The following is a 19989-nucleotide window of genomic DNA, read 5'->3' as shown; positions in this document are numbered from 1 at the left end:
GAGCTTACATGACAGAAGGATATTTGATACTTGAAACAGGGGAAACATTTACCGGTACGTTAATTGGGAGTGAAGCCGATAGCATAGGAGAGGTTGTTTTTAATACGAGCATGACCGGGTATCAGGAAATGATTACAGATCCGTCATATGCGGGTCAAATTTTAACATTTTGTTACCCGCTAATAGGAAATTATGGCATTAATCTATATGACAATGAAAGTAAACGTCCTTACCTTTCCGGTGTGGTAATCGGGGATGCGTGTGAAACACCAAGCCACTATCAGGCAATCAGCAGTCTTTCCGATCAGCTTAAAAAGGCCGGAATTGTCGGTCTTACCGGGATTGATACACGGAAATTAGTTCAGTTAATCCGAAAAAGAGGAACCATTAAAGGATTTATTTCAAAGCAAAAGATAGATGCCAGCAAGGTTTCACAAATGGACGCAGGGAGTTTTTGGGTAAAACAAGTATCGACAAAAGAAGTTGTTGCGTATAAAAATAATGGCCCGCATGTGGTTCTGATGGATTTTGGGTTTAAAAAATCAATTCTGGCTGCATTGTTAGATGCCAATTGTTCGGTAACCGTGGTTCCTTACCACTTTACCTATGAGCAAATTTGTCAGCTCAAGCCGGATGGCGTTCTGCTTAGCAATGGACCTGGGGATCCAATGGAGTTAAAGGAACAATTTCAGGATATTAGAAAAATAACGCAAAGCTTTCCTTCACTTGGTATTTGTTTGGGGCATCAGCTGATTGCCCTGGCATTTGGGGCACAAACGGGAAAAATGAAATACGGTCACCGTGGAGGCAACCACGCGGTTAAAGAGATCGAAACAGGAAAGGTCAAAATGACGTCACAAAACCATAGTTATGTGGTAATCGAGGAAAGTATCGATCCAAAAGAATTTATGATAACCTACCGTAATGTCAATGACGATACAATCGAAGGGATTAAGCATCTGAAATATCCGATTCAGTCTGTTCAATTCCATCCTGAGGCACATCCTGGCCCAAGTGATACTGCTCATATATTTGATTCATTTATACAACAATTACTTGCTTTAGGAGAAATCAACTATGCCACTACGTAAAAACTTAAAAAAAGTACTTGTAATCGGTTCTGGCCCAATTGTCATTGGGCAGGCCGCTGAATTTGATTATGCAGGAACCCAAGCCTGTCTAGCATTGAAAGAAGAAGGGATTCAAGTTGTACTTGTTAATAACAATCCCGCTACTATCATGACAGACCAAACGATTGCAGATAAAGTCTATATCGAACCGCTTACTGTTTCTTCTTTGGAGGAAATCATAAAAAAAGAAATGCCTGATGGGATTATTGGAACATTAGGCGGTCAGACAGGATTAAATCTAACAGTTCAGTTATTTGAGCAAAAGATCCTGCAAAAATATGGTGTTGAATTGCTCGGGACGTCAGTCGAATCCATACAAAATGGGGAAGACCGGGAAAGATTCAGAAATTTAATGATTGAAATTGGTGAACCGATTCCTTCATCAAAAATCGTAACAAGTTTTAATGAAGGCATGAAATTTGCAGAGGAAATCGGCTATCCCGTGATCATTCGTCCTGCATATACCCTTGGCGGAGCGGGGGGCGGTTTTGCTTATTCGCAGGAGGAACTGGAGATCATCTTGAAAAAGGGGTTAAATGCCAGCCCGATTCATCAAGTATTAGTCGAAAAGAGCATTAAAGGCTGGAAGGAAATTGAATATGAAGTGATGAGAGATGCAAATGATACGTGTATTATCGTTTGTAATATGGAGAACATGGACCCGGTCGGGGTTCATACAGGTGACTCGATTGTCGTCGCCCCTTCACAAACATTAACAGATGTCCAGCATCAAATGCTCCGAAATGCATCTTTAAAAGTCATTCGCGCTTTGCAAATTATTGGGGGCTGCAATATTCAATTCGCCTTAGACCCCCATTCCGATCAATATTATATTATTGAGGTGAATCCTCGCGTCAGCCGATCATCAGCATTAGCTTCAAAGGCGACGGGTTATCCGATTGCCAGGATTGCCGCAAAATGTGCGATTGGCTATCACCTGGATGAAATTGTAAATCCGATCACAGGGAATACGTTCGCATCGTTCGAACCGGCGATTGATTATATTGTGGTGAAACTTCCGCGATTCCCGTTTGATAAATTTTCAGAAGCTGACCGCTCATTAGGCACACAAATGAAGGCGACGGGAGAAGTCATGGCGATTGACCGTTCATTTGAAGGGGCCTTAAACAAAGCGATTCGCTCGTTAGAAATTGGCGTCAGCGGATTAAAGAATCATAGTTTAACTGCTTTACCGCTTGAAGAGATCACCAGTCTTTTAGAAACGGCTACAGATTTGCGGCTTTTTGCGATAGCAGAAGCATTTTGGCGCGGAATGAGTGTAACTGACATTCATAACCTGACCCACATCGATTATTGGTTTTTAGAAAAGCTGCACGGAATGGTGAAACTTGAGCAAAAATTGAGTCAATTTTCGCTGGAACAGCTTCCATTGGCTCTATTGAAGGATGCAAAACGAATCAACGTCAGTGACCAGCGGTTGGCCCAAATTTTTCAAGTAGAAGAAAAGATGATCAGAGATAAAAGAAAAGCGCTGTCGTTAAAACCAGGATATAAACTGGTCGACACTTGTGCGGCTGAATTTGATGCCGTTACACCTTACTATTACTCAACCTGGCATGGTGAGGATGAGGTAGAAACGACGGACCGCAAAAAAATTCTAGTGATTAGTTCTGGCCCGATTCGGATTGGGCAAGGAATCGAATTTGATTATTGTTCGGTTCACGCCACGAATGCTGTAAAGAAAAAAGGTTATGAAGCTATTGTTATTAATAACAATCCTGAAACAGTCAGCACCGATTATTCGATTGCAGACCGACTCTATTTTGAACCATTAACAGCAGAAGATGTTTTGCATGTAATCGAAAAAGAAAAGGTAGAAGGCGTTTTAATCCAATTTGGCGGACAAACGGCTATTAATCTGGCTAGCGCGTTAAAGGAGGAAGGAGTTCCTCTGCTGGGGACTTCAGTTGAAGGAATCGATGCATTGGAAGACCGAAAGCAGTTTTATCAATTATTAAGCAGACTGGAAATTCCTCATATTGCAGGGCAAACAGCGAATAAACCTGAAGAACTGATTGATGCGGCAAGCCTGCTAGGCTTTCCAGTATTAGTCCGTCCGTCATACGTGATTGGCGGTCAGTCGATGTTTATTTTTCATAAAGCAGAAGAATTGCTGCAATATATAAATCTATTGAAAAAGCAAAAAAATGAAAGAATATGGCCGCTGCTAGTGGATCAGTATATTCCGGGTCTTGAATGTGAGGTGGATGTAATCAGTGATGGGAAAGAGATCATTATTCCAGGGATTTTCGAACATATTGAAAAAGCTGGGGTTCACTCTGGAGATAGCACAGCCATCTTCCCGCCTGTCACAATATCAGATAAGCAAAAAGAAGTGCTAGTGGATTATGCCTCAAGAATAGCACAAGAAGTTCCCATCATAGGGATTATGAACATTCAATTTGTGATTGCTGGAAAGACGGTTTATGTATTAGAGGTGAATCCTAGAGCCTCGAGGACGGTTCCAATAATCAGCAAGGTAACGGACACCCCGCTGATTGAATGGGCAACAGCGATTCAGCTTGGTGAAAAGGTATCAGATATTTCAAATGTAAAAGGTTTATTGGAGGAGCCGCCATTTTATTCTGTTAAATTCCCTGTATTTTCAGCCAGTAAGTTAAAGGGAGTTGACCATGCTCTCGGACCGGAGATGAAGTCTACAGGCGAAGTGTTAGGTTTGGGGCAAACACTTGATGAAGCCATTAAAAAAGCACTCTACTTTGACGGCCATCCACTGCTGCAGGAGCAAAAGGAAAATCCTTATCTTTTATGTTCTTTTTCAGATGAATCGAAAGCGGAAGGTGCAGAGATTATCCAAGAGCTTGCATTATCTTCAACATACAAAATCATTGGGACTGAAGGAACGGCAGAGTTTTTACAGAAACAGGGAATCGAAGCTGAAAAGGTCCAGAATGATCGAATCGTATTGGATGAGTTATTTAAAAAAGGAATTGTAACAGCTGTTTTGAATATACCGACAGCCGGAAGAGATGAACGGACGGTGGGGTTTTATTTACGGGAGCAGGCAACGCGTTATCAAATTCCAATATATACGAGTCTGCAGACATTTAAGGCAGCTGTTAGTGTGAACACGAAAATAGAAAATAAAGCCCGTACAATAAGTGAATACCATTGCTTGAAGGCAGGAGCAGCCATATAAGCGCTATTATATAGGACGAAAGTGGAGGAATGATAAATGAACCATATAAGTAAGTGGCAGCAAATTGAGACACCGAGGATCACACAAAAAGACTTTTTAACATTGGCTGACTATAGCACGGAAGAAATTATGTCCCTCCTTTATGATGCACTTGAGTTAAAGAAACAGCAAAAAATGGGGATTCCCCATTCTCATCTAAGCGGAAAAGTTTTGGGGTTAATCTTTGAAAAATCATCTACTCGTACAAGGGTTTCATTCGAAGTTGGGATGCTTCAGTTAGGCGGGCATGCCATCTTCTTAAGCTCGAAGGATATTCAGCTTGGACGCGGCGAAACGGTGTCTGATACGGCCAAGGTATTATCGAGATATGTGGACGGAATCATGGTTAGAACCTTTGAGCATGATACGATTGAAGAATTTGCGAAGCACGCAACCATACCAGTAATCAATGGATTAACGGATTTGCACCATCCGGCTCAGGTTATGGCTGATCTGTTAACGATTTTAGAGTATAAAGGAAAGCTTGCGGGTCTTAAGCTTTGTTATATAGGAGATGGACATAACAATATGGCTCATTCACTTTTAGATGGAACGGCTAAAGTGGGTATGCATATGAGCATTGCCTGTCCAGAAGGATATGAACCGAACGCGCTGATTACCCAGAATGCCAAGAAAGCAGCCTCTAAAATGGGCAATAAAATCTTGATTACCAATGATCCAATCAGGGCAATAAAGGATGCAGATGTGGTCGTAACAGATGTTTGGACCAGCATGGGGCAAGAGAAAGAAGCAGAACAGAGATTACAAGATTTTAAGGATTTTCAAGTAAATCAAGGTTTATGTGAGCATGCGAAATCAGACTTCATCTTCCTCCATTGTCTGCCAGCTCATCGCGGTGAAGAGGTTACAGCTGATATTATTGATGGCCCGCATTCGGTCGTTTTTGACGAGGCAGAAAATCGTCTCCATGCACAAAAGGCGATTTTAAAGGCATTGCTTGGCAAGAAATCTTAAAATTTTTTTGTTGAAAAATGAATAAAAATACAATACAATAAATATTAATTCATAACAACAAAAATGGGGAGTTAAAACATGGGTAAAGAAAAAATTGTATTGGCTTATTCAGGCGGATTGGATACATCTGTTTCAATTAAATGGATTCAGGAAAAATATGGATATGACGTGATTGCCCTCGGACTTGATGTCGGTGAAGGGAAAGATCTTGAGGCTATTAAAAATAAAGCCCTGCAAGTAGGGGCGATTAAAGCATATATATTGGATGCAAAAGAATTATTGGCAAAAGACTATATTCTTCCTGCATTAAAAGCAAATGCATTATATGAAGGAAAATATCCTTTATCTTCTGCTCTTTCTCGTCCGCTCATTTCTAAACTTCTAGTGGAGGTTGCGGAAAAGGAGGGAGCTGTTGCAGTTGCGCACGGCTGTACAGGAAAAGGAAATGACCAGGTGCGTTTTGAAGTATCTATTCAGGCATTAAATCCGGACTTGAAGGTGATTGCTCCTGTTCGGGAGTGGGGAATGAATAGAGATGAGGAAATTGAATATGCAGAGAAGCATGGGATTCCAATTCCGGTAGATTTAGATAATCCATTCTCGATTGATGCGAACATTTGGGGGCGTGCATGTGAAGCGGGTATTCTCGAAAACCCATGGAATGAAGCACCTGAAGAAGCATTCGCCTGGACGAATCCAATCTCATTAACTCCAGATGAAGCAGAGTATGTGGAAATTGAGTTTGAACAAGGTGTTCCAGTTGCTCTTAATGGAGTAAAAATGGATTTAGTTCCTCTTATTGAAGAACTCAACCTGCTCGGCGGTAAGCATGGAATCGGAAGAATTGATCATATTGAAAACAGATTGGTTGGGATAAAATCTCGTGAAGTTTACGAAAATCCAGCTGCCCTGATTTTAATCAATGCTCATAAAGAGCTTGAGTTTTTAACATTACCGCGCGAAGTAACACAATTTAAAACGCAAATTGAACAGCAAATGACAAAGCTAATCTATGAAGGACTATGGTATTCACCTCTTCGCAGTGCACTAGAAGCTTTTGTGGATGAAACACAAAAAAGCGTTTCGGGAACAATCAGGGTAAAACTTCATAAAGGGAATCATTTTGTGGTTGCACGTAAATCAGCTCATAGCTTATATAATGAAGAACTTGCAACTTATTCAAAAGGCGACATGTTTGACCATAATGCCGCTGTTGGCTTTATTAAGCTTTGGGGACTTCCAACGAAGGTATTTTCCCAAGTAAATCAGACGGAAAAAGAAGAATCTGTTGTTGGAGGAAGTACGGATGTCTAAATTATGGGGAGGTCGCTTTACAAAGGAAACGAACCGATTAGTCGAAGAATTTACAGCATCGATTTCCTTTGACAAAAGATTAGCCCTTCAGGATATCGAGGGAAGCCTGGCTCATGTCCAAATGTTGGAAGAATGTAAAATTATTCCGCTGGAAGATACAGAAAAGATTAAAGCAGGCCTCCTGCAAATCAGGGAAAGAATAGCCTCGGGCAAAATTGAATTTTCAGTTGAGCATGAAGATATTCATATGAATATTGAAAAACTGCTGATTGACGAGATTGGTCCGGTAGGCGGAAAGCTCCATACCGGAAGAAGCCGAAACGATCAGGTTGCAACTGATATGCATCTGTATCTAAAAGGTAAAACATTGGAATTAATTGAACATGTAAAAGCGGTTCAGGCCGCTTTGCTGACACAGGCAAAAGCTAATGTGGAAACTTTAATTCCCGGGTATACGCACCTTCAACGGGCTCAACCCGTTTCGTTTGCTCATCATTTGATGGCGTATTTCTGGATGTTTGAACGTGATAAAGAACGTCTTCAGGATAGCCTGAAACGGATTGACTGGTCTCCGCTTGGCGCCGGCGCATTAGCCGGGACGACTTTTCCAATTGACAGACACCGTTCGGCTGAGCTATTAGGTTTTAGTACCGTCTATCCAAATAGTATGGATGCCGTGAGTGACCGTGATTTTATCGTTGAATTTTTATCGATCGCCTCATTAATCATGACTCATATTTCGAGACTGTCAGAGGAAATGGTGATTTGGTCGAGTCAAGAATTTCAATTTATTGAACTGGATGATTCCTTCTGCACTGGCTCAAGTATTATGCCGCAAAAGAAAAATCCCGACGTGCCGGAACTGTTGCGTGCCAAAACCGGGCGTGTGTATGGCAACCTCATGGGCTTGTTAACTGTTTTAAAGGGGTTGCCGCTTGCCTACAATAAAGACATGCAAGAAGATAAGGAAGGCATGTTTGATACAGTTGAAACTTTGGAAGGCTCTCTTCAGCTGCTTGCTCCGATGATTGAAACGATGTCAGTAAATAAAAATCAGATGAAACAAGCAGTCAATCAGGACTTTTCAAATGCCACTGACATTGCCGACTATTTGGTCACAAAAGGAATGGCCTTCAGAGAGGCACATGAAGTGATTGGAAAAATGGTACTGTATGCGATCCAGCATCAGAAGTTTCTGCTAGATTTAAAGCTGGAAGAATTTAAAGAGTTCAGTCCTCTATTTGAGGAAGATATTTATGAAGTCTTAGCTCCGGAGCATGTCGTAGCTGTTCGGCAAAGCTATGGGGGTACTTCGCCTGTACAGGTGAGGAAGCAGATTGAATTGGCTGAAGAAAAATTGGGATAAATAATGATAAAAACCGCTTGGCAGCTCCAAGCGGTTTTTTACATGCCTAAACCAACTGTTTCGAGATAATTTCGCTTGTTGGACTGACCTTTGCAAAAAAGCGCAATGTCCGGTTATGATGTTGAATAATTTGCTCTGCAGTGAGCTGATCAGAATTCCAAGTACCATGAGCATCCGAAGCCAAGGTTACATGATAGCCTAAGCTGAAGGCTCTTCGGCAGGTTGTATCAATACATATTTCGGTTTGAATACCTGCTACTATCAACTGATCTATTCCCCGTTTCTTTAACTCGGTATCCAATTCCGTATTAAAAAATGAATCGGGTGTCGTCTTTTGAATGACAGGATCGTATTCATGCGGCGCTATTTCAGTATGAATTTCCCATGCGAAAGTGCCTGTTTCCAATTGTTCTCCTTTTGGCTCATTGTGCTGAATATAAAAGATGGGTGTACCATTTGTGCGTGCTTCTGAAATCAGTTTTTTTACATTTTCGATTAAGAAGTCCCCTTTGTAAACAGGATCCTCCTCAGCAAACATCCCATTTTGAACGTCAACTACCAATAAGGCTGTATTCATTATTTTTTCTCCTCCCCAAAACATATGTTCTTATACTAAGTATAAGGGGGCAGGAGCTTGGATACAAGTTAAAAATTACGAAAAGTTAAAAAATAAGCTGGCCTATTGATCTAATTCATTTTTAGGATAATCCCTAGTCCAGGGTGCCACTTTTTCAAGAAATTCGAAAACCGTTCTTTCATATTCTTTTGGATTGGTTACGTACGTTTCAGCATGCCCGCCTCGCTCAGGCATAAAGAGCGCTTTTTCGCCTTCATACGCATCATAGAGCTCCTTCGTCATACTGGCGGGAACATACGTATCTTCCTGGCCATGAATAAAGAGGATAGGCTTCCTAATATTTTTCACTGCTTCAAGCGGTACAATGTCTTTCATGGAAAAGCCTGCACGAAACTTTAAAAATAAATCAGTGTAAGGCAGTAATATCGGAGGCAGTTTAAAATCTTCCCTCAATCTTATTTTTAGCTGTTCCGTAAAATCAGAAAAAGGACAATCCACCACATAAAAGTTAGCTTTATCTTCAACCGTCCCGGCATACATAAGGGTAGTGGCCCCCCCCATGGATTCACCAAATATGCCAAAATAGAGATTGTCTCCGACTTTACTCTTCAGCCAATCTACCACAGCCTTTAAATCATGTCGTTCATAATACCCATAGCTGGTAGTAGTTCCACCCGATCCGCCATGGCGTCTATGATCATATAATACGGCATTAAACCCTTTTTTGATAAACAGGTTCATATACTTAATCATATTGGTTTTAGATTCTGTTACACCATGGGAAAAAATCATATAGCGATTACTCTCATACGGTTTCACCAGTAAAGCGTGCAAAGAATATCCAAAGGGAGAAGGGATTCGAACCTCTTCCTTTGGCAGCCTCTGAAATTCTTCTAAATCAAATCGTGCCTCAGAAGTTTCCCTTTCTAAAATCTCTTCCTCATTTTTCTTGCGAATGTACATGATCCTATTGGAAAAATAGATGCCACCAGAAGCAAGAAGACTAATTAGTCCAGCACCAGCAGAAACCCATTTCCACTTTTTTTTCACGGATTGTCATCCCTTCATAAGATGTAATACCTTTATTTTACCAATTGGACAGGTACAAAAGGAAATCGGTTACTCTTTTAATTTAATCTTCGGTGCGGACGGTTCACTTTCGGTAGGGGGATTTAGTCTCGGCAGGGGGGATTTAGTCTCGGTAGAGGGGATTTAGTCTCGGTAGGGGGGATATAGTCTCGGAGGCGAGGGATATAGTCTCGGAAGCGAGGAGTTTACTACTGGAAGCGTGAGATTAACTACCGGAAGCGGGGTACTTACTACCGGAAGCGGTTGTTTAACTACCAGTAGCGTGAGATTTACTATCGGTAGCCGAGGAATTACTCTCGCAGCGAGGATTTTACTCTTAGCAGTGTGCAAACTACTCCTATCAGGCAGTAGGGCTCCAAATTATGGTATTAAACAAAGAGGAGGGGGAAGCAACTTTGAAATATAAACAATTACTTGTATTCTGCTTATTCATTGGATTTATCGCAACTTTTTTTGGGATGTACCACTTTTGGGAAAAGGGAATATTTAAGGGAAATATATGATTTATTAAATCTATGACTTTAGTATTATTTACATCAACCAAACTTATCATTTATCATAAAGGTTGCAACAAAAACTGCATACTGCGAAAAAACACTAGGGGAGCTGCTTTTAGGCGGCTGAGAGGGAAATCCGACCCTTATGACCCGATCTAGGTAATACTAGCGTGGGGAAGTGTGGTTTGAGCCTGTTAAAGTTCGGGTAGTTTTTGTCTATCCGTCTATATACATAGGGACAACTGCATCCTCACGTGGATGCAGTTTTTTTGTGTTCAAAAAACTACAAGGAGTGATGAAGAAATGGATAATCTACAAGCTTGTGGCACAAGCAGAATTGCGGGGTGTCGTTTTTCTTTATACCCAATGACCGATGATTTTGTGGAGGTGATTTTGTCAGCTTTAAAAGAAGTAGATACGTCAAAGGTTTGGAAGCAAACCGATGATGTCAGTACTTGCATACGAGGAAGGATCTCCCACATCTTTGATGTTACAAAAGCTATTTTTCTTCATGCAGCTAAAACAGGGAAACATGTGGTGATGAGCGGTACATTTTCAATAGGCTGTCCTGGAGACTCGGAAGGAGACGTGTATCTGGTCGAAAACGATATTCGTCTAAATACAGAAAAATCAGCTGTCATAACTCAGCCTGCAGCCTGTCAATTTGCCTTATATCCAATGGGCGATGGCAGCTACATGGATGTGATTTATCGCGAAGTTCAAAAAATAAAGGATCAGGGCGTCGATGTAACGAGTATCCATTATGCAACAAGACTCGATGGCGATACTCATGCAATCTTTACCGGTTTGGAGAATTGTTTTACCAACGTGGAAAAAAGCGGGGTTTCCCATGTGGTAATGACGTTTACAATTTCAGCCAATAGCCCATCCGCAATGAAAGGAGCCAAATAAAATGTCCAATTGGAATATGCGAGAAATTGTTGTAATGTCTGTCCTTTCGGTTGTTTTTGCAATTGTCTATCTGGCGTTTCTGCCCGTAGGAAAGCTTTTAGTGGGGTTCTTTGGACCGATTGGCTATGATTTGATTTTTGGCATTTGGTTTATTGTATCAGTTATCGCAGCATACATCATTCGTAAGCCGGGAGCTGCTTTTATTTCAGAAACAATGGCAGCTGCTGTGGAGGTGTTAATGGGAAATGCAGTGGGGCCAATCCTGATTTTGACCGGGATGATTCAAGGAATTGGAGCGGAAGCTGTATTCGCTGCAACCCGCTGGAAAAATTACTCTATTTGGGTTCTCGTGCTGGCCGGAATGGGCTCAGCCGTTACAAGTTTTGCCTGGGGGTATTTCAGATCTGGCTTTGCTGCACTGGAGCCTGGCTACGTACTCGCCATGTTGATTGTCCGTTTAATTAGCGGGGCCCTACTGGCCGGATTGCTTGGAAAATTAATCAGTGATGCTTTAGCAAAAACAGGGGTGCTTTCAAGATTCGCTTTAGGAAAAGAAATGAAAAAACAAAGGCTGGATAAAGTCTCATGAACGAAATGATACATTCAGATCATGTAACGTTGCAATATGAGGATCATGAGAAAGCTACCCTAAAAGACATTCATTTTAAGATAAACCAAGGAGAACGGGTGCTTCTCCTTGGCCCAAGTGGTTCTGGGAAAAGTACACTGACCTTTTGTTTGAATGGGCTTTATCCGAAAGATCTCGATGGAGAAATGACAGGGAACATTTTTATACAAGGGAAGGAAACCGCTGCATATCGTCCGGGTGAAATCAGTCAGGTGGTCGGGGTAGTTTTTCAAGACCCGGAAAGCCAATTTTGTATGCTTACAGTAGAAGATGAGATTGCATTTGGGTTAGAGAATATTCGAGTGGATCCTGATGAGATGGAGCAAGGAATTGAACAGGCACTGCAATTAGTCGGAATGCTTCCGTACCGCTATGAAATGATCTCAACCCTTTCAGGGGGATGGAAGCAAAAGCTTGCTTTAGCCTGTGTACTTGCATTAAAGCCGAAAGTGCTGATCCTTGATGAACCAAACGCAAACCTAGATCCTATCGCAAGCCGTGAATTGATCCAAACAATCAGAAAGCTGCAAAAAGAGCTTAACTTTACCCTCATTGTGATTGAACACCAACTAGATGAATGGATGGCGATGATTGACCGCTGTCTGATTTTAAATAGAGAAGGCTCTATTATCTATGACGGTCCTCCTGCTCAGGGTTTTCGCAAGCATTATTCCCTGTTAAAAAATGAGGGGATCTGGCTTCCGCGTGCATTTGAACTTGGTATCGAGTGGAATCAGAAAGGATTTCTTACCGATTCGGTGACCCCATTAGTTCTAAATGATTTGTTAAAACATGTTACGGCTTCAAGCGTGGAATTTTTTCCTTCCCGTAAAAGGAAAGAGTCGAATAAAGCCATTCTTACAGCACGGAACATTTCGGTTCGAACACCAGAGAAAGAGATTCTTAGAGATCTATCGATAGACTTATATCACGGGGAAGTCCTCGCGATTATCGGTCCGAATGGTGCAGGCAAAACAACACTTTCCCAGGTGCTTGCTGGCATCAAAAAAGCAAATAGTGGAGAGGTACGGCTGGAAGATAGACCCCTGCATGCTTTTCCAGAGGAAAAATTAAGGAAAAAAATCGGTTATGTTTTTCAAAATCCAGAGCATCAATTTATAACAGATACGGTCTACCAAGAAATAGCTTTTGGGTTAAGAATGCAAAGATTAGGCCAAGAGGAAATTGATGAGAAGGTCAATGAAGTCATTGATATTTGCCAGCTGCAAGACTTAGAATACGCACATCCATTTTCCCTAAGTCAAGGGCAAAAAAGGCGGTTAAGTGTGGCAACGATGATAGTCGATGAGCAGCAAATTTTAATCCTGGACGAACCGACTTTTGGCCAAGATGCAAGGTCAACCGAAGAACTGATGAAATTATTGATTTCGAGAAAAGAGAAAGGCTGTTCAATCATGATGATTACTCATGACTTAGACCTTGTTCACCAATACGCAGACCGGGTAATCGTATTAAAAGATGGAACTGAATATTTTAGCGGAAGCCCTGAAACGCTATGGGACAAAGGAAGCGACTTTTTAGAAACGGCCCATTTATATCTTCCATTTGAAAAACAAATCGAACATGAACTGAAAAGGAGAACAAGGGTTTATGTTTCTTAAATCATTAAATCCAAGTATAAAAGCAGGAACGATCACAATCGTAATTATACTTCTCGCTTTAGTTTTTGATCCTATTACACCGTTGCTATTTTGTATCTGGACTATAGCGATTACGATCCTTTTTGGCCAAGTTACTATAAAAAAGTGGTTCCTCTATTTTTCACCTTTTCTGATTTTAGCATTTGGCTTTTTCTGGACGACCATTGCATTTGCCAAAGACGCGGCGAACAATTCTGATATAGTTCCTATTTTTTGGCTAGAAGTACCGACTGAAACCTTCCTTCTGGCCATTTCATTGAGCTTACGGGTTTTATGCTTTTCAGCCCTCTCTCTCTTATTTATTTTTACAACAAAACCAACTGATTTTATCTTAAGTCTGATGCAGCAATGTAAGCTCTCTTCTAAGCTTGCTTATGGAATCTTGGCAGGATTCCGCTTTTTGCCAATGCTAAAGGAGGAGCTGTTTATTATAAGGTCAGCCCACCGGATCCGTGGGGTCAATCGTGCGAAATCATTAAAAAATTATATAGAAAATATAAAACGATATTCGATTCCGCTTTTGGCAAGTGCAATTAGAAAGGCAGAAAGGACAGCCATTGCTATGGAGTCGAAAGGTTTTACAGGGGAGAAAGGACGAACTTTTTATAGGACGATGAAGGTAACACAAAATGATTGGCTGTTCGTCTTTCTAATGCTCACTTTTCTAGTAGGGAGCAGTTTCATTTCTTGGAAACTGGGATTCTTTCAATTTTATAAGGGAGAGCTGTAAAATGCTATGCTGGAAAGGGCATAGCATTTTATCATTAATGCTTTAGTGATAAAATGAATAGTATCAAATATAGAGATTCATAGAAAAAAGAAATTGATACAGACAGGAAGGGAGAATAGGATGACAAAAATATGCTTAGTACGTCACGGGGAAACAGACTGGAATGCAATCAGAAGAATTCAGGGCAGAGAAGAAATTCCGTTAAATGATAAAGGGAAAAAACAGGCGGAAGAATGCGGTCAGTATTTAAAGAATCTTCACTTTGATGTATTGATTTCCAGTCCGATGGTTCGAGCGAAACAAACCGCAGAATTGATCAATACACATATTGGTCTGCCCGCAATTATTGAGATGGCCGATTTTATGGAACGGGATTACGGCGTTGTTTCTGGGATGACCATTGATGAAAGGAAGGAAAAATTCCCTGATCAGGAACATCCTTCAATTGAAAGCTGGGAAGCATTAAGCCAGCGTGTCATGAAAGGAATTGATACGATTCACGAAATCTACCAGGGTCAAAGTGTGCTGCTCGTCGTTCATGGCGGGGTTATCAATGCCATCCTTGGCTCTATTTCAAATGAAGAGCTTGGTCATGGAAAAACAAAGATTATGAACGGAAGTATTACGAATATCGAAAATCAAAATGGAATATGGGTAATCCATGAATATAATCGGGTTGACCACTTGTCACTCTCTATAACCAATTCATGAAAACTGAAGGACTGAACACCTGCAAAGGCTCAGTCCTTTCTATTATTGTGGGCTATTTTGCCGATTCGTCGGATGAATCGCCTGATCTAATGTTTCCTTTGCCATCGGATTTTTGCTCGTATCTGCACTTGTTTTTCCTTTTTGGCTGTAGCCTTTTTCACGCTTTTGACTCATTTTGAAAAGCTCCTTTCTTTTTTTATAGGGTGAGCCTTTCCTTATAGGTTTATGCTTGCTTGAGCTGATCTTGCAGATGAAGTTTGTACTTGGCGCTTTCTAAGGGCCGTTCCATTTGGGATGCGATTACATCGATTGCATCAAGTAATTTTGCCAAGTCGATACCTGTTTCAATCCCCATTTGATGGAGCATAAACACAACATCCTCTGTAGCAACATTTCCGGTAGCTCCGGGTGCAAATGGACAGCCGCCAAGTCCTCCGGCCGAGCTGTCAAAGCGGTCAACCCCTGCCTGCAAACTTGCTAAAATATTGGCTAGAGCCATTTTCCGCGTATCATGAAAATGTGCCGTTATGAGAGTGTTCGGAAATAAGGACTTTAAGTCTGTGAATAAATCATAAGATTCAATTGGATTTGCCATTCCAATCGTATCTGCCACACTTAACTCATCGATACCGGAATCAACAAATGCCTGGCACAACTCAATGACCTTTTCTTTTTCGATTTTTCCTTCAAACGGACAATAAAAAGCGGTTGATATGCAGGCACGGAGAAAGATTCCCATCTGTTTTAGTCTTCGAATTGTTGGAATAAGTTCGTTAAGACTTTCTTTTGTCGTTTTATTAATATTTTTTTTATTGAAGGTATCACTAACGCCAACAAAGACGGCTAATGCATTGCAATTTTCTTCTAAGGCACGTGCGATTCCTTTTTCGTTAGGAACAAGAACTATTTTTTTCTTTGGTATTGAATTGGAAGCCCTTACAATATCGCTCGCATCTTTCATCTGCGGGACCCATTTCGGAGAAACAAATGAGGTGATTTCCATTTCGCTAATCCCGGAATCAGAAAGAGCCGTGATAAATTTTGTTTTGATTTCAGTCGGTACAAATTGTTTTTCATTTTGCAAGCCGTCGCGTGGTCCTACCTCAATAATCGTTACTTTTTTTGGATAGCTAATCGTCATGAACCTTCTACCCCCTTACATACAATTGTAGCGAGCCTTTTCATTGGATGGCAAGATTTATTAGAAAAATTGACAAAATTAGAGGAATTTTAACATTTGAATCGAAACAATTATGTATTACAAGTACAAGAAACAGACAGGAAAGGGGAACTTGTATGCTACATAACGAAGTCGTTATTGCAAGCGCTGTCAGAACAGCCATTGGCAGTTTTAACGGAAGCCTAAAAAATATATCAGCACCTGAGCTTGGTGCAATTGTCATCCGTTCTGCCCTTGAAAAAGCGGGAGTACCGTTTGACCAGGTAGATGAAGTAATTATGGGGAATGTATTGCAGGCGGGTTTAGGACAAAATCCAGCTCGACAGGCTTCCATCAAAGCTGGTTTGCCTGAATCAGTCCCGGCAATGACCATTAATAAAGTCTGCGGGTCTGGATTGAAAGCGGTCCATTTAGCGACACAGGCAATCCTTACTGGGGATGCAGACATCATTGTTGCAGGCGGGATGGAAAATATGAGTCAAGCCCCTTATTTGCTGCAAAATGCCCGTGAAGGATATAAGATGGGGGATCAAAAACTGATAGATTCCATGATTAAGGATGGACTCTGGTGTGCTTTTAATGACTATCATATGGGCATCACGGCTGAAAATTTATGTGACCGATATCAAATTACGAGAGAGGAGCAGGACAGTTTTGCGGCTAAGAGCCAGGAAAAAGCGATTAATGCTATTGAGGCGGGTGTTTTTAAAGAAGAGATTACTCCTGTTGCCATCCCGCAGCGTAAAGGGGAACCGATTCTATTCGATACAGATGAATACCCAAAGAAAGGGACTACTGAAGAAAAGCTTGCAGGGTTACGACCTGCCTTTAAAAAAGACGGGAGTGTAACGGCAGGAAATGCATCGGGCATTAATGATGGAGCGGCCGCTGTTGTTGTCATGAGCCGGAAAAAATGTGAAGAGCTTGGCCTTACACCGCTTGTATTCATAAAAGCGAATGCATCAGCAGGTGTAGATCCAAGTGTTATGGGGATCGGCCCAGTTTTTGCTGTCAGAAAGGCATTAGAAAAATCATCATTACAGTTGTCCGATATGCAATTAATTGAAGCCAATGAAGCTTTCGCCGCCCAGTCAATTGCAGTGGACCGGGAGCTTAAGTTTAATCATGACATTTTAAATGTAAATGGCGGAGCGATTGCCTTAGGACATCCAATTGGAGCAAGCGGAGCAAGGATTCTTGTCACTTTAATCCATGAGCTAAAAAGAAGAAAAGGCACTTTTGGCCTTGCCACTTTATGTATTGGCGGCGGTCAAGGGGTTGCAACCATAATAGAAAACGCGGAATGGAATAAGGAGGAAATTTAGATGAAACCAGTTTTTACAAGTTTCCAAGAAGCAGTCAAAGATATTCATGACGGAGCCACGATTATGGTTGGAGGTTTTGGCCTATGCGGGATTCCGGAAAATTTAATCTTAGCTTTAGTTGAAAAAGGCGTAAAAGACTTAACGGTTATCTCTAATAACTGCGGAGTAGATGATTGGGGATTAGGGTTACTTCTGCAAAATAAACAAATTAAGAAGATGGTAGGTTCCTATGTAGGTGAAAATAAAGAGTTTGAAAGACAAGTATTGTCAGGTGAAATTGAAGTAGAATTAGTTCCTCAAGGAACATTGGCTGAAAAAATTAGAGCCGGCGGTGCCGGGATTCCCGCTTTCTATACGCCGGCCGGAGTCGGAACTCCGATTGCGGAAGGGAAAGAAACACGAATCTTTAACGGAAAAGAATATTTATTAGAAGAAGCCTATACAGCAGACTTTAGCCTTGTCCGGGCCTGGAAAGGAGATACGATGGGTAACCTTATTTACCGCAAAACAGCACGCAACTTTAATCCAATGATTGCAGCAGCCGGAAAAGTAACAATTGCTGAGGTAGAGGAGCTCTATACCCCTGGTGAATTAGATCCGAATCAGATCCACACACCAAGTATTTATGTTCAGGGAATTATTCAAGGCACTCAAGAAAAAAGAATAGAAAGATTAACTGTATTAAGCTAAAGGAGGACAGGATTATGGTACAAGTTGATAAGAAAAACATACGAGAACAAATCGCAAAACGGGCAGAAAAAGAAATTGAAAATGGATTCTATGTCAATCTTGGGATCGGTATGCCTACACTCGTTGCCAACTATATAAGCGAAAATAAAAGAGTCGTGCTCCAATCGGAAAATGGCTTGCTCGGAATTGGTCCCTATCCGACTGAAGCGGAAGTGGATGCGGATTTAATCAATGCCGGTAAAGAAACAGTAACCGCTATTGAAGGGGCCAGTTATTTCGATAGCTCAGAATCATTTGCTATGATTAGAGGCGGACATATTGACATCGCGATCTTAGGCGGAATGGAAGTCTCTAAAACGGGGGATTTAGCGAACTGGATGATTCCCGGGAAAATGATAAAGGGCATGGGTGGAGCGATGGACTTGGTTCATGGTGCGAAAAAGATTATCGTCATCATGGAGCACGTAAATCGGGACGGTGCCCCTAAAATCGTAAATGACTGCAGTCTCCCTTTAACCGGAAAAGGGGTAGTAGACCGTATTATAACTGACAGAGCCGTGATTGATATTACAGCTGATGGTTTAAAGCTCGTCGAAGTGGCAAGCGGGTATACAATTGAGGATGTCGTCCAGTCGACGGAACCAGAGCTGATTATCGCTGATGATGTGAAACTGGAAGCTTATTAAGCTTGCAAGACTCCCTTTCCCAAAGGAATATTGGTATACTGTTGGAGAGGGAGGATGGATGGTATGAAAAATGATCAGGATTCTTCTTTGAAAGCCCGATTAAATCCGGAAATTCTGAAGAAAATGCAAGAAACGAAGCTGGAATTAAAAGAAATAGAAAAAAGAAAAGCGGAAGAGGAAGAAGCGAGACAAAGGGAAGTACGCAAGTCTAAGGAAAAAAATAAATCATTTGAAGAATTGCTAAATGAGAGTAATTTAGACTGGAAAAAGTTTAAATAATAGAAAGGTGGAGCCCTATCCATAGGGCTCCACCTTCATTTATAGCAGGTTTTCAACGATGCTGGGTATAAACATTCATTTTCGCGATTTTGCGAATGTATTGTATTTCCTCTTTGCTTAAAGGAGGTTCTTTTACTGCTTTTATATTATTTTTTAATTGCTCCACACTTGAAGCCCCAGGAACAACGACGCCTACTGCAGGATTAGAAAGAACGTAGTGTAAAGCCACCGCGGTCATACTGCGTTCGTTAGTGAGGTTATCTTTTAAAGCTTTGAGCAGTTGTTCAAGCTCCTCGTACGTATAATCTAGATATCCCTTCTCCCTGATTGATTCCCCTGCCTTATTCAGCAGCCGATCGGTAAGCAATCCTTTTGCGACTGGCCCCCGGGCAATCACATGAATGTGGTGATCCAGTAAAATCGGGAATACTTCTTCCGGTCTGCGGTCCAAAATCGAATATTGCATCATTATAGACGTTATTTTTGATTTTTTTACAAATTCACGAATCACATTCGGCCGAATTGATGATATGCCATAATAGCGAATATACCCTTCTTGCTTTAATTCTTCGAATGCCACAATCGTCTCATCAATAGGATCGTCAATCGTCCCGCCATGTAGCTGGTATAAATCTATGTAGTCCGTATCCAGCCGTTTAAGGCTTTGTTTAACCTGCTCTTTAATATAGGCTTTGCTTGGATCCCATGACCAGCCTTCCCTGTTTTCATTCCAGCGGTTGCCTACTTTTGTGGCAATCACGACTTGATCCCTTACTTGCTTTAACGCTTGTCCGACAATTTTTTCATTTTCGCCAATATCATAGAGGTCGGCAGTATCAAAATAATTGATGCCTTCCTCTAGTGCCGTTTCGATGATTTTTTCCGCTTTTCTGGCGTCTGTTCCGAGGGACATACAGCCTAGACCAAGCCGGGAAACCGTTAAATCCGACGTTCCTAATTGAATTTTTTTCATAAATCAAGATCCCCTTTTTATAGAATCAATTACTAAGAAGTGTAAA

General features: G+C 41.3%; 19 protein-coding genes and 1 riboswitch. Of the genes, 14 read left to right on the top strand and 5 right to left on the bottom strand.

Going from position 1 to position 19989, the window contains the following annotated elements; translation table 11 throughout:
• The first annotated feature begins 8 nt into the window (after window positions 1-8).
• The 5 genes from MLE14_RS03560 to argH all read left to right on the top strand — a co-directional run bounded on the left by MLE14_RS03560 (window position 9) and on the right by argH (window position 8005).
• The gene (locus MLE14_RS03560) at window positions 9-1091 is read left to right on the top strand and encodes a carbamoyl phosphate synthase small subunit (protein WP_243296923.1); all 1083 of its coding nucleotides are present in this window, start codon (window positions 9-11) and stop codon (window positions 1089-1091) included.
• A complete protein-coding gene (gene carB / locus MLE14_RS03555; protein ID WP_243296922.1) occupies window positions 1078-4311 on the top strand; it encodes a carbamoyl-phosphate synthase (glutamine-hydrolyzing) large subunit in 3234 nt (1077 codons plus the stop codon). Before MLE14_RS03560 ends, carB begins: the two co-directional genes overlap by 14 nt.
• 36 nt (window positions 4312-4347) lie before the next feature.
• The gene (gene argF, locus MLE14_RS03550; RefSeq protein WP_243296921.1) at window positions 4348-5325 is read left to right on the top strand and encodes an ornithine carbamoyltransferase; all 978 of its coding nucleotides are present in this window, start codon (window positions 4348-4350) and stop codon (window positions 5323-5325) included.
• A 78-nt stretch (window positions 5326-5403) separates the two neighbouring features.
• Window positions 5404-6639: an argininosuccinate synthase gene (locus MLE14_RS03545; RefSeq protein WP_243296920.1), complete on the top strand. Its 1236-nt coding sequence runs from the start codon at window positions 5404-5406 to the stop codon at window positions 6637-6639.
• Entirely contained in the window at window positions 6632-8005 is a 1374-nt protein-coding gene (gene argH / locus MLE14_RS03540; protein ID WP_243296919.1) for an argininosuccinate lyase, read from the top strand. The genes MLE14_RS03545 and argH overlap by 8 nt, the downstream gene beginning before the upstream one ends.
• Before the next feature lie 46 nt (window positions 8006-8051).
• On the opposite strand, the gene MLE14_RS03535 is transcribed toward argH, so the two are convergent.
• Window positions 8052-8582: a cysteine hydrolase family protein gene (locus MLE14_RS03535; protein ID WP_243296918.1), complete on the bottom strand. Its 531-nt coding sequence runs from the start codon at window positions 8580-8582 to the stop codon at window positions 8052-8054.
• Between the two features lie 102 nt (window positions 8583-8684).
• Entirely contained in the window at window positions 8685-9632 is a 948-nt protein-coding gene (locus MLE14_RS03530) for an alpha/beta hydrolase (protein ID WP_390628125.1), read from the bottom strand.
• 628 nt (window positions 9633-10260) lie between these two features.
• A riboswitch (TPP riboswitch) is annotated at window positions 10261-10362 on the top strand.
• A 109-nt stretch (window positions 10363-10471) separates the two neighbouring features.
• On the opposite strand from MLE14_RS03530, the gene MLE14_RS03525 reads away from it, so the two are divergent.
• From MLE14_RS03525 to MLE14_RS03505, 5 genes are all read left to right on the top strand, one after another.
• Window positions 10472-11080 (top strand): Ykof family thiamine-binding protein, encoded by a 609-nt coding sequence (locus MLE14_RS03525; RefSeq protein WP_243296917.1) that lies wholly within the window; start codon window positions 10472-10474, stop codon window positions 11078-11080.
• Window position 11081: 1 nt separating this feature from the next.
• Window positions 11082-11669: an ECF transporter S component gene (locus tag MLE14_RS03520; protein ID WP_243296916.1), complete on the top strand. Its 588-nt coding sequence runs from the start codon at window positions 11082-11084 to the stop codon at window positions 11667-11669.
• The gene (locus MLE14_RS03515) at window positions 11666-13330 is read left to right on the top strand and encodes an ABC transporter ATP-binding protein (RefSeq protein WP_243296915.1); all 1665 of its coding nucleotides are present in this window, start codon (window positions 11666-11668) and stop codon (window positions 13328-13330) included. Before MLE14_RS03520 ends, MLE14_RS03515 begins: the two co-directional genes overlap by 4 nt.
• Entirely contained in the window at window positions 13320-14099 is a 780-nt protein-coding gene (locus MLE14_RS03510) for an energy-coupling factor transporter transmembrane component T family protein (RefSeq protein WP_243296914.1), read from the top strand. The genes MLE14_RS03515 and MLE14_RS03510 overlap by 11 nt, the downstream gene beginning before the upstream one ends.
• Before the next feature lie 120 nt (window positions 14100-14219).
• Entirely contained in the window at window positions 14220-14810 is a 591-nt protein-coding gene (locus tag MLE14_RS03505) for a histidine phosphatase family protein (RefSeq protein WP_243296913.1), read from the top strand.
• A 42-nt stretch (window positions 14811-14852) separates the two neighbouring features.
• Here the strand turns inward: MLE14_RS03505 and MLE14_RS22385 are convergent, their stop codons facing one another.
• A complete protein-coding gene (locus MLE14_RS22385) occupies window positions 14853-14984 on the bottom strand; it encodes a hypothetical protein (RefSeq protein WP_279326199.1) in 132 nt (43 codons plus the stop codon).
• Window positions 14985-15033: 49 nt separating this feature from the next.
• Window positions 15034-15951, bottom strand: a complete 918-nt coding sequence (locus tag MLE14_RS03500; RefSeq protein WP_279326757.1) for a hydroxymethylglutaryl-CoA lyase — start codon at window positions 15949-15951, stop codon at window positions 15034-15036.
• Between the two features lie 155 nt (window positions 15952-16106).
• Between MLE14_RS03500 and MLE14_RS03495 the strand changes: the two genes are divergently transcribed.
• From MLE14_RS03495 to MLE14_RS03480, 4 genes are all read left to right on the top strand, one after another.
• Window positions 16107-17315, top strand: a complete 1209-nt coding sequence (locus tag MLE14_RS03495; protein ID WP_243296912.1) for an acetyl-CoA C-acetyltransferase — start codon at window positions 16107-16109, stop codon at window positions 17313-17315.
• On the top strand, window positions 17316-18005 hold the full coding sequence (locus tag MLE14_RS03490; RefSeq protein ID WP_243296911.1) for a CoA transferase subunit A: 690 nt from the start codon (window positions 17316-17318) through the stop codon (window positions 18003-18005).
• Between the two features lie 14 nt (window positions 18006-18019).
• Complete coding sequence (locus MLE14_RS03485; RefSeq protein WP_243296910.1) at window positions 18020-18691, top strand: CoA transferase subunit B; 672 nt, start codon at window positions 18020-18022, stop codon at window positions 18689-18691.
• 63 nt (window positions 18692-18754) lie between these two features.
• A complete protein-coding gene (locus MLE14_RS03480) occupies window positions 18755-18970 on the top strand; it encodes a YqkE family protein (RefSeq protein WP_243296909.1) in 216 nt (71 codons plus the stop codon).
• A gap of 52 nt (window positions 18971-19022) precedes the next feature.
• Here MLE14_RS03480 and MLE14_RS03475 read toward each other — a convergent pair whose 3' ends face one another.
• Complete coding sequence (locus MLE14_RS03475) at window positions 19023-19943, bottom strand: aldo/keto reductase (RefSeq protein WP_243296908.1); 921 nt, start codon at window positions 19941-19943, stop codon at window positions 19023-19025.
• Window positions 19944-19989: the final 46 nt, after the last annotated feature.

Origin of the sequence: Bacillus litorisediminis, assembly GCF_022808645.1 — a bacterium.
Classification (GTDB): domain Bacteria; phylum Bacillota; class Bacilli; order Bacillales; family JC228; genus Bacillus_BF; species Bacillus_BF litorisediminis.
Note: the sequence above shows the minus strand (reverse complement) of the source record. Positions and strands in the feature narration are given on the sequence as shown.